Annotated in this window: 11 protein-coding genes; 9 read left to right on the forward strand and 2 right to left on the reverse strand. The window is 39.8% G+C overall.

The genetic code is table 11. The features are described 5' to 3' along the window. Positions 1-4: 4 nt before the first annotated feature. A complete protein-coding gene (locus G622_RS0114855; RefSeq protein WP_026511356.1) occupies positions 5-3,412 on the reverse strand; it encodes a leucine-rich repeat protein in 3,408 nt (1,135 codons plus the stop codon). A 516-nt stretch (positions 3,413-3,928) separates the two neighbouring features. Beyond that, positions 3,929-4,936 (reverse strand): LacI family DNA-binding transcriptional regulator, encoded by a 1,008-nt coding sequence (locus G622_RS0114860; protein WP_026511357.1) that lies wholly within the window; start codon positions 4,934-4,936, stop codon positions 3,929-3,931. Positions 4,937-5,138: 202 nt separating this feature from the next. Between G622_RS0114860 and G622_RS0114865 the strand changes: the two genes are divergently transcribed. The 9 genes from G622_RS0114865 to fdhF all read left to right on the forward strand — a co-directional run bounded on the left by G622_RS0114865 (position 5,139) and on the right by fdhF (position 16,584). Continuing rightward, positions 5,139-6,527, forward strand: a complete 1,389-nt coding sequence (locus G622_RS0114865; RefSeq protein ID WP_026511358.1) for an acyclic terpene utilization AtuA family protein — start codon at positions 5,139-5,141, stop codon at positions 6,525-6,527. A gap of 42 nt (positions 6,528-6,569) precedes the next feature. Next, positions 6,570-6,959: an AtuA-related protein gene (locus G622_RS0114870; RefSeq protein ID WP_026511359.1), complete on the forward strand. Its 390-nt coding sequence runs from the start codon at positions 6,570-6,572 to the stop codon at positions 6,957-6,959. Between the two features lie 4 nt (positions 6,960-6,963). Further along, the gene (locus G622_RS0114875) at positions 6,964-8,169 is read left to right on the forward strand and encodes a CaiB/BaiF CoA transferase family protein (protein ID WP_044957811.1); all 1,206 of its coding nucleotides are present in this window, start codon (positions 6,964-6,966) and stop codon (positions 8,167-8,169) included. Between the two features lie 196 nt (positions 8,170-8,365). Then, on the forward strand, positions 8,366-8,839 hold the full coding sequence (locus tag G622_RS0114880) for a methylglyoxal synthase (protein WP_026511361.1): 474 nt from the start codon (positions 8,366-8,368) through the stop codon (positions 8,837-8,839). Between the two features lie 196 nt (positions 8,840-9,035). After that, complete coding sequence (locus G622_RS0114885; protein ID WP_026511362.1) at positions 9,036-9,755, forward strand: acetolactate decarboxylase; 720 nt, start codon at positions 9,036-9,038, stop codon at positions 9,753-9,755. Between the two features lie 291 nt (positions 9,756-10,046). Then, the gene (locus G622_RS0114890; protein WP_081675352.1) at positions 10,047-10,370 is read left to right on the forward strand and encodes a hypothetical protein; all 324 of its coding nucleotides are present in this window, start codon (positions 10,047-10,049) and stop codon (positions 10,368-10,370) included. Between the two features lie 178 nt (positions 10,371-10,548). Then, positions 10,549-11,916 carry a sodium-dependent transporter gene (locus G622_RS0114900; RefSeq protein WP_026511364.1) on the forward strand — a complete coding sequence of 456 codons (1,368 nt, stop codon included), beginning with the start codon at positions 10,549-10,551 and terminating at the stop codon, positions 11,914-11,916. A 139-nt stretch (positions 11,917-12,055) separates the two neighbouring features. After that, entirely contained in the window at positions 12,056-13,888 is a 1,833-nt protein-coding gene (locus G622_RS0114905) for an NAD(P)-binding protein (protein ID WP_026511365.1), read from the forward strand. Further along, entirely contained in the window at positions 13,885-16,584 is a 2,700-nt protein-coding gene (gene fdhF, locus G622_RS0114910) for a formate dehydrogenase subunit alpha (protein WP_026511366.1), read from the forward strand. The genes G622_RS0114905 and fdhF overlap by 4 nt, the downstream gene beginning before the upstream one ends. Positions 16,585-16,615: the final 31 nt, after the last annotated feature.

Genomic DNA, 16,615 nt, shown 5'->3' on the forward strand with positions numbered 1-16,615 from the left:
GTTATTATTTCTTTTTGTACTTATATGAAGCTGTTTTAAGACCACCCTTCGTGAGCTTTTTCACACAGGAATTGAAGCTCTTTTTGTCTTTAGCATAAACTGTGACTTTAACTTTTTTGCGTGATCCTTTAAATGCTCCTTTTGCAACAGTTTTCAAAGTATTCGCATTTATCTTTAGTGAGCGAAGGTTCTTACAATTCTTGAAAGCACTGGATTCTATTTTTTCTACATTACTGGACTTCATGTCAACCTTACGCAGGTTTGTTGCCGAGTTAAATGCCTTTTTTCCAATGACAGCAACATTTTTACCAACAACGAGGTTCTTTAAGGACTTATTCTTACTAAAAGCATTGTCAGATATTGATGTTACAGGATAGTTCTTTCCCTTGATTGTTATATAGTCAGGGATCACTACCTTTGTTGCCTTAGGATTATTAGTAGATTCAAATCTTACCCCACCATCATTTGTTATTACATATGTTGCACCTGTATTTGGTTCTGTAAAGGTTTCTCCGGGATTAACAGGGTTTGGCATTGGCAATGAAGGGTCGGTCTCTCCTTGTTTATTATCCTGTTCTCTATTATCTTGCCCTGGTGCTGATACAGTAACAAGACATGTATCCGTCTTTCCTCCATATGAGACAGTAATAGTTGCTTGTCCTGCAGATTTAGGAATGAGTATAGCTTCACCGGTGAAATCTTGAAGCGGTACATTTTTAAGTAAGTTTTTGTCGTAGGTCGAAGCATATTTGTTTATAGGAATTACAGTTACTACATTACTATTACTGCTGCTCCAGGTTGCCTGAAAGATTTTATCTGAATAATAATTGTTTTTTTTGGCAGTTGCTATTAGATGTTTGATTTCATAATTGCCATTGTCATCCAAATACATTGAGACGGCATCTTTATCAAGAACAATTTGTTCCAGTGGTAATACAGTAACGACACATGTACTTGTTAGAAGCGTGCCATCTTCTCGTGGATATGATGCGGTTATTGTTGCGGTACCTGCCTTTTTGGCAATAACATAACCGGATCTGGCCTCTATAATGTCAGAATTCTGACTTCCTATTGTTATTTTACTTTTAACAGAGTCTGTAGATGGTGTTACAGTTACAAGTGGCTTGTCAAAAGTGTCTACATACATGGTTTCCTGATAAATTTTTATTTCAGGTGGCTTTACGGTTATTAAAAAAGTACCGATGCGACCCTGATTATCTTTTGCTGATAAAAAGGCATAACCTGGTGATAGCGGGGTTACTGTTCCTTCGGGAGACACAGTCATTATGTTAGGGTCAGATGTAGACCATATTAAAGTTTTGTTATCAACGGGCTGGCTATAATAACTGTAAGATTCATCAAGTGAAACATCGTCATAGACTCGATAAGGTTCTGGAACATCACCGGCTGTTAAATAATTATCTCCTGATATTGTAAGGATTTCTTCTTTTGAAGAGAGTACATTTAAATCATCAAGACTTATTGTTGTGTTAAAATCAGACTTCTTATCTGTAGTTCGTATATTAATATTGAAAACCATATTCTTAATTGAGCGCTTATATCGCATATAAGTGCTGCAAGGTACAGTAAATCTACCATACATTTTTTCGCCTGGATAAAGTATTCCGGTATCAGCGTTTATAAATACTATGTTTTCCAGGACATCCGTTCCATTTATTCTTTCTACGTTTCCTTCGAGATATAGTCTCTTAGTGGTTGATTTGTTTGTAATATAGAAATTCACAATAGCATAGGGATTCTTTAAATAATATTGCTCAGTAATGCTTGTAATTTCCATTGCTATGTCAGAGTTGTTTATGGATACAGCCTTTCCACCCGGCAGGACTCTTTCATATGAAGTTGATGGAGAATTGTTTGGCTTTATTGTAAATTCATGAGATTCTTCATCAGTTGATGAGGTGTCAAATGAAAAAGTTCCTCTTATTTCGCTTATCTCCATAGTGCCAAGCTGTGTGAACATTTCCGGAGTAATTGTCAGCTTTTCGGTTTCGTTTTCACCAGAACTGAGAGAAGAAAAGTCACTTATTCCATAATTATCATATTGCTTAAATTTGAGACCATTTATGCTTGTAATCTCAATATTGTAAAATAAGTGCTCAGAAGATAAGTTTTTGATCAGGAAATTCAATTCATATCCGTCTTTAGACATATGGGCATTGGAAAGAACCGCTGATACTTTTTTATCAGCGATGTATATATTTCCTTTACATGTGAGTGTTGGTGCTTTTACAGTAGTAGGCTTAGATGTACCTGTTTCTTTTTTGGCTTCTACCCGGATATATGTATTGGCTGTTATTTGATTTCCTGTACCGGTATAGTAAGTGGCTGTCACCTCTGCGATTCCCGGGGCTACTCCAGTCATCTTATCACCTTGAATTGTAAGAATGTCAGAATTTTTGCTTGTAAAAGTTATTTCTTTATCTTCTTCTAAATCCGGATTTACTTCAAAATTAATCCTGGTGGTTGTTCCAACTGCGATTTTTGAAGGAGTAATAGTGAGAGTAGGTTTTTTCACCTCAACAGGAAGGATATAATCAACATTATTATAAGTTGCTGATATTATAGTTACGCCTTCCTTTTGAAGAGAGGAAATCCGACCTGAATTATCTACTATAGCAATATCCGGCTCACTGCTTTTCCAAACAATTTTGTTATCTGCAACAATATTATCATCTATATCAGAGAGTACGAGGTCAAGCATATCTCCGCCAATATATAGAGTGTATGTATCACCCGCAGACCAGTAATAATTTTTATATGCATATTTTAGTGAATAATATTTACTTGAATCATATTCTTTGGAAGCTGAACTGTCATTAGATGAACCGCTTTCGAGAGTAATATCAAAGGAGCCATTGTTTTCATCAAGCAGAATATTACCGTTGTTATCAGTTACTTTCAGATAGCCCGACAGTTTATTTATTCTCTTTGTCTTTAACGTTTTATAATACTCATATGGAATGGTGGCTGTTCTAAAAAATGTAGCACCCTTTGGAACACGTGTCCCATTTGTTTTAACATAGGGTATATTGCTATAATCAGAACCATTGGAGTAATTGAAAATAGATTTTCCATAATTTCCTATATCAAGTCCATTAATTTTGGCTGGAATAATTTCCACATAAATAGCAGGAGAGTTTGCATAATTATTAGATAGGCTAAGTTTTATATTGTAACCTTCGTATGTAATATCCGGAGAGGATAAATTATCTCCTACATCCTGTGTTGTTTTGAGAATTCTTGCATCAATGATAGACGTATCTTTCGATAATTGAATATTGGTAGTTGTATTAGAATTTACACTGGCAGATACAGTATGAGTATTTAGTAGTAAGCAGAAAATCATGCAGAAGATTAGAGGGAAGAAATAATTGATAGGATTGTGTTTCATAATGCTAGCCTCCTTAGATCAATTAAAGAAATATTGTACAGATTAACAATGTTTATGGAAACTATAATGGTAGTTTAATTTATGCAAGATGAAAGTTCAATTTAGGTTATGTTAAAGATATATTAAACATTTATAAAACACATTTTTCTAGAAAGGTAATGCGAAATGCAGAACCCTCCAAAATCCTAAAGCCGGCAAAAATGTTGTCAAAATCGAATGTATCCTATTGGAATGTAAGTGATACCTTGCTAATTGCAGGAACGAAGAAGATAGAGTAAAAAGATACAAAACCAACATAACAGAAATGTTCATAACATAAGTTGCTGATGAAAACATCAGGACATGATTGAGTGGTTACCATGCCTGAATCGTTATAACATAAGTGAGTAATAAATAAAGGGGCTGTCGCAGTCAGTGAACTGCTACCCCCAAGTAGGTTTTATTTTTCAGTGTCCTACTTGGGGTAGCATATCATCATCTAAAGCAACAGCCCCTTTATTTTCAAGAGTGTCAGCTTTAATATGGACAGCTCTCCCTTACTAAATATTCTGATGAAAATTCTTTGGTATCAGGTGAGTAATTAAATGTAGCTATGGCGCTTGAAATACGTGCCAGGCAGGCATCTGCCATGGCTTCCATAGGAAGGCTTACTACGGATAGAGATGGGATTGAATATTCTTCAAGGTCTCTGGGGCCGCTTCCGATGCTTATGATTTCAATATGATCAGGAATAGAAATATTCTTTTCGTGGAATGCCTTAAGCGCACCAATGGCGAGTGTGTCTGATGTGCAGAAAAGGCAATCCGGAAGAGATGACAATCCAGCGAGACGAGTCCCTCCCTCATAGCCGCCTGCCAAAGTGTCACTTACGATTACTTTTGATATATCGTTAATTCCATGTTCGTTCAAAACAGAACAGAAGGTATTCTCTCTGATGTTCATTCCTTTAAAGTTGGTTTCTGAAGTTAAGATAGCAGGACGTTTGTTGCCATGGCGAATAAATACTTCTGCAGGAATACGACCGATGTCTTTGTCGTTCATAGTGATAGTAGGGTATTTTGCTGAATATCTGTTATATAAAACAATTGGAATATTGAAATCGTTATTTTCCAGAAATGCTATATCACTTTCCGAGGCATTACAGATTATCAGACCGTTGGTTCCAAGCAGGGTCCTTTCTGTGATGGCCTCATCCAGGTGATTGATGGAGTATGGCTTTATCTGTAATTCGAAATGATAGTCATTTTTCAGTATAGAATTATGTAAACCATCAAGGAATCTTAAAAGATTATACTGGCGGATGGATGAATCCCATAAAAGAGTGATGACAGGATAACCTTTGAGATTGCTTCTTAACAGCTTCGATTGCATATTCGGAGTATATCCCATTTTCTGGGCAGCGGACATTACTTTCTCTATTGTAGCTTCAGATATTTTTCTCTTTTCACCCATGCCGCGCAGTACGATGGAAACTGTACTTGGGGATAGGGATGTATATTTAGCTATGTCTTTGATAGTTACCATTTTCCAAAACCTCTTTAGATTTTTCTTGATTGTATCATCAGTACGGGGCAAAAGTAAATTTTCTACAGAAATTCAAAATAATGATGTAGAAAGTAATAAAATTAATTAGATACAACGTTATACTATTTACATTTTACTACTAGAGTTATAAAATTCAATTAATAATTACAACGTTGTACTAAATGTATGGAGGAATAGACAGATGAAGAAAATAGCAATCGGTGGAGGTCAGGGTTTTTGGGGAGATTCTCCTGATGCTGCTATACATATGATACGAAAAGCTGATATTCAGTATTTGGCATGTGATTATCTGGCAGAGCTCACGTTATCGATAATGGCGAGACAAAAGATAAAGGATCCCTCAAAAGGCTTTGCACCGGATTTTGTGACAAGACTTTTGAAGGAAGTCGGACGTGAGGCATTTGAAAAGAAGATAAGACTTATTACAAATGCCGGAGGAATGAATGTGCAGGGATGTGTGGACAGCATTAAATCCTGGGCAGAAAGGGAAAAACTTAGCGGATATAAAATCGGATATGTAACAGGTGATGATATAAAGGAGAAAATCCCTAAGCTGATTTCAGATGGATGGGAATTCCCTTCAATGGACACGGCAGGTAGTGATGATACAAACGGTGTATCTTTCGAAAAAATAAAGGACAAAATATACAACTGCAATGCTTATATAGGACACGAGCAGATACAGAAATGTATAGCGGATGGTGCGGATACAGTCATCACGGGAAGGGCTGCTGACTCAGCACTTTTCCTGGCACCCTTTGCACATGAATTTGGCTGGGCAGATGATGATTGGGATAATCTCGCAAGAGGAATAATGGCAGGGCATCTTCTTGAGTGCGGAGGACAAGGAGCAGGTGGAAACTTCATGTATGACTGGAGATCGGTTCCGGATATGGTGCATCTTGGTTTTCCTATCGCGGAGCTTACTGAAGACAGTTTCGAAATAACTAAGGCACCTGATTGTGGAGGCCTCATAACTGAGCAAAGTGTAAAAGAGCAGTTTTTATATGAAGTACTGGATCCTTCTAATTATTATACACCCGACGTTAATGTGGATTTAAGTCATGCAACAATTACTCAAAAAGGAGAAAACCGAGTTTCTGTGGCGGGAATCAGAGGAAAAAAACGTCCGGATACCATAAAGCTTTGCGTTGGTTATCACAAGGGATGGAAAACAGTATCAATGCTTTCCTTTGCCTGGCCTGATGCCTATGAGAAGGCGCAGTACTGCTCAGAGGTCATCATGAAAAAGATGAAAGAGCGGGGTATGAAGGCAGATGATGTCCATATCAGCTTCATAGGACTTGATGCATTGCACCTTGGGGTAGCAGATAAAAGTCCTGAAACTATTGCAAGGCTCAATGAATGTGTAATGAGAATTGCAGTATTTTCAGAGGACAAAAATGAATGTGCAAAGATTATTCCGGAGATCAGTCCCATGCAGTTAAATGGTCCACAGGGAGCTTCATTCTTTGGAGGCAGAGCACATGTTCAGGAAGTAATGGCATTATATCCTACTGTAATTCCAAGAGAAGCATTAAGAGTGGAAAGTCACATTTTAACGGTCTGAGTAATGTAAAACAAATTATGAAAATGGTGAAAGGTGAAAAATATGCCCAGGATTTTTTTATACGATATTGCCCACGGAAGAAGTGGGGATAAAGGAGATACAAGTAATGTCTGCGTTTTTGCCAGAAAACCGGAAGTATACAAGATTATTCTTAGGGAGGTGACTCCAGAGAAACTAAAGAGCTATTTTGGCGATATGGTAAGGGGTGACATAACCAGATACGAAGTGGAAAGCCTTAGCGGGATGAATTTTGTAATGCATCATGCTCTTGGCGGTGGAGCTACTATGAGTCTCAGATTGGATTCACTTGGCAAATCGATGGGATCTGCAGTGATGAGAATGAAGATAAAAGTGTCGGATGATGAGCTTAAAGGTATTCTGGCGAATGGAATGAAGCTTATGCCATTTGAAGACCCTTATGAGGAGGATTGATAACATGGGTAATAATAATCAGCCCCAGGCACTTGAGGGGGTAAGGGTGCTTGACCTTACAAGGGTTGTTGCAGGACCATATGGTGGTAGTATTTTGGGGGATTTTGGTGCAGAGATTATAAAGATAGAAGTGCCTGGCAGAGGTGATGATGCAAGAGGGTACGGACCTTACCGAAATGGTGAGAGCATGTATTTTGCTAATCTGAATCGCAACAAAAGAGGGATGACGCTTAATCTTAAAACTGACGAAGGGAAAGATATTTTTAAAAAGCTTGTTTCAAAAGCAGATGTACTTCTTGAAAACTACAGACCCGGAGTTATGGATAAACTGGGGCTTGGCTATGGTGAACTGAAGAAAATAAATCCGAGACTTATATATGCTGCCTGTTCAGGTTTTGGGAGCTATGGCGAATACAGTCAGAGGCCCGGATATGATATTATTTCGCAGGGCATGGGTGGTCTTATGTCAGTGACGGGAGCTCCCGGTGGAGATCCAACAAGATCGGGTAATGCCATGGGAGATATACTTGGCGGAATGAATATGATAATGGGCGTGCTTTTGGCATTACATGCCAGAGAAAGGACCGGAGTCGGGCAGAGGGTAGATGTGTCTCTTGTGGACTCAGTAGTGGCAAGTCTTGAAAATGCTTATATCAGATTTTTTGAAAGTGGTGAAATACCTGTAAGAAGCGGTAATGCCTATGCATCAATTGCACCTTATGATACATATCATGCAAAGGATGGTCATGTAATAATTGCATGCGGGAACCAGAAACTATATGAGAAATTCTGTAAATTGATAGACCGTGAGGATATGATCACAGATGAGCGATTTCTGACGGTACCTCTCAGAGTAAAGAACAATCTCATTCAGAAAGCTGAAATTGAGAAGTGGACGATTAACAAAACAGTTGATGAAATAGTAAGCATTATACTTGGGGCAGGGATACCTGCAGGTCCTATCTATAATGTAAAACAGATTGTCGAGAACAATCATATCGCAGGTGACAGGGAGATGTTCATTGAGACGGATCATCCTGTTATCGGAAAAATGAAAGTAAACGGCAATCCCATAAAGCTTATGGATATGATGCCCCGGATTAACAGATGTGCCCCGACTTTGGGACAGGATAATCAATATGTATTAAAGGAACTTTTAGATTATACAGATGAAGATATAAATTCATTCACAGAAATCGGAGTAATTTAATATGTTTTCAGAGTGCTGCCTTTGTAGAAGATTATGATGCATTGCCGGATTAAGAATATTTTAGGATGATTATGTGAGCACCGTAGGGTGTGAACATTAGCAATTAATTGCTTGAATAAAGTAAGGGATGTTGTTAGTATATTACCCAAAACATTATTTTGTTTTATTAAAAGCTTTCTATGGAGGTTTAATTCTCATGTCAGAGACAATTACTTTAACGATTGGAAAACAAAAAAATATAGCGCTTATAGCTCATGACGGTAAGAAGGCTGAGCTGATAAAATGGTGCCAGGATAATGCTGAAACACTAAAACGTCATTTTTTGTGTGGAACAGGAACGACAGCAAGAATGATTACTGATGCCACAGGGCTTCCTGTAAAAGGCTACAATTCCGGGCCTCTTGGTGGAGACCAGCAGATAGGTGCAAAAATTGTTGAAGGGAAAGTGGATTTTGTGATTTTCTTCTCAGATCCTTTAACAGCGGCGCCACACGATCCTGATGTTAAGGCACTTATGAGAATTGCCCAGGTATACGACATTCCGTTTGCCAATAACAAGGCAACAGCAGATTTTCTTATACATTCTACATTTATGGATTCTGAGTATGACCATGAAGTAATAAATTTTAGTAAAAACATTGCATATAGGGCTGAGCACCTGAATAAGTGAAAAACTGTAAGCTATGGGGGCAGTGAAAAAATGAGAAATCATTTTTTCACTGCCCTTTAAACAGAGCATAATAGCGGCCAAGGATATGGGAATATTTTAGGTTTTCTTAATTTGCAAGCTAATATTTGTAGGAATAAAATCAAAGTATGAAGATATGAAACAGGCAACCCATGATGCAAAGAATAGCGAGGTTGATATGAAAATCTTTCAGGTATCTACTTTACAGGCTCTGATGCTCGGATACTCCCGGGCGGTAATCTCGGTGGAGGAATTACTTAAACATGGTAATTTTGGATTGGGAACATTCACAGATGTAGATGGAGAAATGATCGTACTTGATGGTTCGTGCTACAGAGCTATGGAGAATGGAGATGTGGTGCTGGCTGAGCCGGAGAGAGGTGTTCCATTTTCTACTGTATGTACTATGGATGATACTACTCCCATGGAATTTGGTTATACAGATAACATTGGGGATCTGAAAATAGCTCTCAATAATATCATTGATGAGCATTTTGGTCTTAACAGCATGCATATGGCCCGTATCGATGGTGAATTTGAGCTTATCGATGCAAGATCAGAATCGGGCTATGAATCTGTGCATGTTGATCTTAAAACTATACTCGGAAAAACCCAGAAATCATTTAAATTTGAGAATATCAAAGGAACGCTTGTCTGCGTGTATTTCCCTGATTATATGGATGGGATTAATGCATCCGGCTGGCATCTGCATTTTATCTCCGATGACAGAAAGCATGGCGGACATGTTTTCGAAATAGTCATGAAGTCCGGTAAGGGACTTATCTCTAAGATAAATTCAGTAGAACTTAAGCTTCCTGATGAGCCGATTTTTGATACTTATTCGTTAAAACAGGCATCGGAGGAGGAAGTAAAGGCGGTAGAGCAGGGAAAAGGGTAAGAACTTCAGAAATAGAAAAGATTGCACACAAATTAAAAATGCAAGTAACTTTCAAAAATCAGCCTTTTTTATGTAAATTAATTCATCTATTTACAACACGAAATGTATCTGCTATAGTTTCTTCTTGTGTGCCATATGATATGACTACGAGGACGTTAGTAAGTATTTTGTGAGTCTTTTTTAAGGATTACAGCTTCGAAATCAGATTTAGTGGTACATGGCAGAATAAATTGATGATTTACTAGTTTGAAGGATATGATTATCCTGACAAAATATGAGGTGACAGCAAATATGGTAGACAGGGAGAATCTAATAAACGCACTCGCAGCATCAATGGGAGTGGTACAATTTGATGAAACAAAGTACACGGCATCAAGATATGATCCAAAGACAGGTACGCTATATTGTAACGGTATGGCTATATCAAAAGTTACAGCAGATAAGGCAGTAAGATATTTTGAATCTGTTGAGAAGAAATTCAACTCTGATGATCCTGACGGACGAGAGTTAAAAATGATTTATAGATGTGCTATAGAAGCAATCAAGATGATGCAGACAGAAAAGGTTAAAAAACTATTCAGCGGAGACGCTAAAGAATTTGCTAAAAATAAATAAATTCATTTTAAAAGAGGTTCCGGAGTTAAATATCCGGAACCTCTTTTGACTAGTGTAGCTGTCATTAAATGTACTGACAGCGCTGTTAATTGCATTATCTGCATACTTATTATTAAGTTTCCTCCCGAAGAGATAAATGATATAATAAACCTTTGCGATATTTTGGAGGTTATTATTTATGAATGAAGAAAAAAGGGAGAGTTTTGGATCCCGGCTTGGATTTATTCTGGTTAGTGCAGGATGCGCAATCGGAATAGGTAATGTGTGGAAATTTCCGTATGTGGCAGGGCAGAATGGCGGTGGAGTTTTCGTATTATTTTATTTACTGTTCCTGATAATAATGGGGATTCCGGTAATGACTATGGAGCTTGCAATGGGGAGACGAAGCGGGCTTACGATGGTCAGAGGGTATGAAAAACTTGAGAAAGCAGGACAAAAGTGGCATCTTCACGGATGGATATGTCTTGCCGGATGTTATATTTTAATGATGTATTACACTACGGTTTCAGGTTGGATGATGGATTATTTTGCCAGATTTGCAACAGGAAAGTTTATTACCAGGGAATCTGTAGTGGATGTATCGGCAGTTTTTGACTACCTTTTAGCTGATCCGATTGAAATGGGACTATTTACCGTACTTACGGTTTTGATAGGATTTTGTGTTTTAAGCTTTGGTGTTAAAAATGGTCTTGAAAAAGCCAATAAATTTATGATGATAGGACTATTGCTGCTTCTGGGCGTACTTGCAATAAACAGCTTAAGGCTTGAAGGCGGTATGGAAGGACTTAAGTTTTTTCTTTATCCAAATTGGGAAAGAGCAATGGAAGTCGGGCTTGCAAAGGTAATCTCTTCTGCTATGAATCAGGCCTTTTTCACGCTTAGTATAGGAATGGGATCGATAGAAGTTTTCGGAAGTTACATGGATAGAGAAAAAAGACTGATAGGTGAAGCCATCACCATAGCAACGCTTGATACATTAGTTGCTATCATGTCCGGAATAATTATTTTTCCTGCCTGCTTTGCATATGGAGTTGAACCGGCGCAGGGACCGTCACTTATTTTTGCCACACTTCCTGAGATCTTTATCAATATGCCGCTTGGAAGATTCTGGGGAACACTCTTTTTCGTACTTATGACATTTGCCAGTTTTTCAACAGTTACAGCTGTATTTGAAAATATAGTAATAAGTGTAGTTGATATTTTGGGAATAAAAAGAGTGACATCTATTGTGGTGAACTGCATTTTTCTTTTGATTACATCAATTCCCTGCGTACTTGGGTTTAATGTGATAAAAGATGTAACATTCATTGGCGGCAGAAATGTGCTGGATTTCGAGGATTTTCTAGTTAGTAATCTTATTCTTCCAACAGGTGCGCTTATAATTTTGTTATTCTGCGTGACCAGGTTCGGATGGGGATTCGATAATTACCTGGAAGAGGTTAATACGGGTGAGGGCATGAAAATGCCTGCTTCACTAAAGCATTTTTACAGAATAGTTCTTCCTATATTAATTGTTATAATTATAATAAATGGTCTTAAGGCGTAAAAAAACTCAAGGGGACGTATCAGAATGGTGAGTAAATCATTCGATATGTCCTTTTTAAATGTTTATGATTAGTTAATAGATTAATTTTGAGACTGAGGGGTAAAATAGTTTTATAAAATTAAGTGTCTGAGGGGGCATTATGCGAAAACTGAGTAAAAAGGGTAACATGAATGACAGAATTGATACTGTTCTGCGTAAAGTCAGGGGAAGGATGACATCCTATCCACCGGGTATGTGTCCTCTTACGCTTTACAGATCGATACTTCAGATATCCATGAACCAGTCCTGCGGAAAATGTGTGCCCTGCAGGGATGGCCTTGTTGAGGTATATGACCTTTTAAATCAGATAATAAACGGTGATGCGACATTTGCAACTTTAGACGAAATTGAAGATAAGTGCAAAATGATCGCGGAGACATCCGACTGCGCGGTAGGTGTTGTCGGTGCAAATATGATTCTTGAGTCACTTTCGGAATTTGAGGATGAGTACAGGAGTCATATTGAGAGAAGAAGATGTATTGAAAACACAAGTCAGACTATTCCCTGTGTGACTTTGTGCCCTGCCCATGTGGACGTGCCGGGGTATATTGCCATGATTAAGGAAGAGGATTACGAGGGAGCCATCAAGGTGATCCGTGACAGGAATCCTCTGCCAACAGCCTGCGCAATGATCTGTGAACATCCATGTGAGAGGAAATGTCGCAGATCGCTCATCGATGATCCCATTAATATAAGAGGTTTAAAAAAATATGCGGTAGACAGCGTAGCAGCAGATAAAGTTCCCACACCTGAGCCGGGTGCAGCTACAGGCAAAACAATCGGAATTGTCGGTGGTGGACCTTCGGGACTTACTGCGGCTTATTTTTTGTCGCTAATGGGTCATGAAGTGCATATATATGAGGAGCACGAAAAGCTCGGTGGAATGCTCAGATATGGAATTCCTGAGTACAGACTTCCCAAGGAGAGGCTCGATCAGGATATAAATGCGATTATAAATGCTGGAAATATCAAGGTTTCCAATAATACTAAAATTGGAAAGGATATTTCATTTGAAGAACTAAGAGAGAGGCATGACGCTTTATACATAGGTATCGGAGCACAGATTGGAAACAGGATGCCTGTGGACGGGGCTGATGCCGAGAATGTGATCCCGGCTGCTGATTTTTTACAGAAGGTGGCATTGGGAGAAAAGATAGATCTTACAGGGAAAAAGGTTGTTCTTATCGGTGGCGGAAACGTGGCCATGGATGCTGCCCGAACCGCAGCGCGTCTTAATGCTGAAAGCATACACGTTTTTACAAGAAAAAGAGATGACTATACAGCCCTTCAAAGTGAGATTGAAGCTGCAATGCAGGAAGGAGTGCGGTTTAGAACGCTGCTTAGCTTCTTGAATATAGAAGCAGATAAAGAGACAAATCAGGTCAAAGCGGTATGGCTCCAGCCTGAGATAGTGGCAGAGTATGATAATTTGGGGATGATGACTACAGAACATTCGAGTAATTATCCTTACCGCTTTTTGTGCGATTATCTGATACTTGGAGTAGGACAGAGAAGTGATGCAGAGTGCTTCGAGAAGGCTGGCATACCTGTTGAAAGAGGAAGGCTAAAGGCCGATGAAATGTGCATGATAAAGGATACGCCCGGAGTCTTTTCAGGCGGAGACTGCGTCACAGGCCCATCTACTGCAATAAATGCCATTGCGGCAGGACAGGTGGCGGCATTCAACATAGATGAATATCTTGGATATCATCACACGGTAAGACTGGAAGCAAGTATTCCTCCTGCTTTGCCGAATCCATGTATACCAACAGGCCGGGCAGAGATTGAGGAGAAGGATCCCTTTGAGAGGCGGGAGAATTTTGATCATGTGGAGCTTCCTATGACCTGTGAAGAGGCTATGCGTGAGTCAGGAAGATGCCTTAGATGCGATCACTACGGCTGCGGCGCTATGGAAGGAGGCAGGGGAGAATGATTAGTCTTATTATCAACGGGCAGACATGCCGGACTAAAGAAGGACGAACAATTCTGGAAGCTGCCGGAGAAAATGGTTTTCATATTCCTACCTTATGTTACCTGAAAGGGATAAATGGCATAGGGTCATGTCGTATGTGTGTGGTTGAAGTGGAGGGGTACGAGAGACTTCTTGCTGCCTGCAACACCAGAGTCAGGGAAGGGATGGTCATCACCACGGATTCACCCAAGCTGACAGACTACAGAAGGAGAATGCTAAAGCTTCTTCTTTCCAATCACAATCTTGATTGTATGAGCTGCGCTGCCAATGGAAAATGTGAGCTGCAGAAGTTGTGTAATGAATACGGAGTAGAGCGGGCTGATCACGAAGGAAGTCGCGTGAACATAGAAAAGAAGCTCCCTTACATGGATACCAATCCTTACATCAGTTACGATCCCAGTAAATGCATTCATTGTCAGAGATGTATCAGCATATGCCACAGAATCGCCTGCAATGGATCAATTAAGAGCGGAAGACTTGGTAATTACCATATTGTTGAAGCTCCCTTTGGAGATGATTACAAATATACCGGATGTGAGAGCTGTGGCAATTGTGCATCGGTATGCCCAACCGGAGCTTTGATCCTGAAAAGAGAAAAAGACTACAGGGAGTGGGAGGTAAAAAAGGTACTGACTACCTGTCCTCACTGCGCAACAGGATGCCAGTTATACCTTGTGGTTAAGGATAACAGGATAGTAAATGTGGAATCTGCGGACGGCTCTGCTAATCATAAGAGACTTTGTGTTAAGGGAAGAAATGCAAGCTTCGATTTTGCTCAAGCTGAAGATCGTTTGAAAAAGCCACTGATTAAAGACAAAAATACCGGAAGTTTTAGAGAAGTAAGCTGGGATGAGGCTATTTCTTATACTGCCAGGCGTTTCATGGAAATACGGGATAAGTATGGAAGTGAGAGCCTTGCCGGTTTTGCCTGCTCCAGATCTACAAATGAAGATGTATATATGCTTCAGAAGATGGTGAGGTGCTGCTTTGGTACTAACACCACGGATAATTGCGCAAGAGTCTGCCATTCAGCATCAGTTACAGGCCTTGCCAAGACTCTGGGGTCGGGCGCCATGACTAATCCCATCCATGATATAACCCACGATGTGGATGTTATTATGCTGGTGGGTTCTAATCCTGAGGAGGCGCACCCTGTTGTGGGAATGCAGATAAGGCAGGCGGTAAAGCGCGGAACGAAGCTCATTGTGGTAGATCCAAGAGAAATAGGACTTGCCAGACAGGCTGACATTCATATAAAGCTCCGACCGGGAACAAACGTTGCATTTGCCAATGGAATGATGAATGTAATGATAAATGAAGACCTCATAGATCATGATTACATAGATAAAAATGTGGAAGGTTTCGAAGAACTGAAAGCTCTTGTAATGAAATATACACCGGAAAAGGTTGCAGAGATTTGTCACATTGATAAGGATATGCTCATCGAGGCTGCCAGAATGTATGCCACTGCCGGGAAGGCACCTATAATCTACTGTCTGGGAGTGACCGAACATTCAACAGGGACAGAAGGTGTTATGAGCATGTCGAACATGGCGGTTCTGTGCGGAAAAATCGGACGCGAGGGATGCGGTGTTAATCCTCTGCGTGGTCAGAACAATGTACAGGGTGCCTGTGATATGGGAGCCATGTCCACAGATTATCCGGGATATCAGAAGGTCGATAATGAACAGGCCCGCCTGAAATTTGAAAAGGCCTGGGGAGTAAGTCTCAATCCTAATCAGGGACTTCGTGCAACAGAGGTTTTCCCTGCTGCAATTGAAGGAAAAATAAAAGGTTTATTCATATGTGGCGAGGATCCGATGGTTTCTGACCCTGATACCACGCATATTATTAAAGCTCTTGAGAGTATGGAGTTTATTGTTGTTCAGGATCTTTTTATGACAAAAACGGCAAGGTATGCGGATGTAATATTGCCGGCTAAAAGCTTTGCAGAAAAGGAAGGAACTTTTACAAACACAGAAAGAAGAATACAAAGAGTAAGGAAGGCTGTCACTTTGGAAGGAGAAATGAGGGCTGATACTGATATCATAATCGACCTTATGAACGCCATGGGTTACAAGCAGCCATACCTTACGCCCTCTCAGATAATGGATGAGATTGCAGAGCTAACCCCCAGTTACCACGGAGTAAGCTATGAACGGCTGGATGCGGGTGAGAATCTTCAATGGCCTTGCCCTGAAAAAGATCATCCGGGTACGCCAATTATGCATGTGGGACATCCTGTGCGTGGAAAGGCGTTGTTATATCCTGCGGAATTTAAGGGAGCCAAGGAACTTCCTGACGAGGAGTATCCGTTCATTCTTATGACTGGACGAATTCTTTATCATTATAATGCGTTCAGTATGACTTCCCGTTCAAAGGGTCTTATGGAAATAGAGGGAGAGGGCTATATTGAACTAAATTATAAGGATGCTGATAAGCTTGGAGTTAAAAACGGAGACATGGTAGCTGTAAGCAGCAGGAGAGGAACGATTGAAGCGAAGGCGAGAGTAGGAAGAAAAGTATCACAGGGTGAAACCTGGATGCCTTTCCATTTCCCGGATTCTCCTGTAAATATGATAACCAATGCAGCTCTTGACGAGTACGCAAGGATTCCGGAGTACAAGGTATGCGCAGTTAAGCTGGAGAAGAGATGAGCATAATCTGATAATGACAGAAAGTAGGCTG

It is taken from the genome of Butyrivibrio sp. LC3010, assembly GCF_000424385.1.
Taxonomy (GTDB): Bacteria; Bacillota; Clostridia; order Lachnospirales; family Lachnospiraceae; genus Butyrivibrio.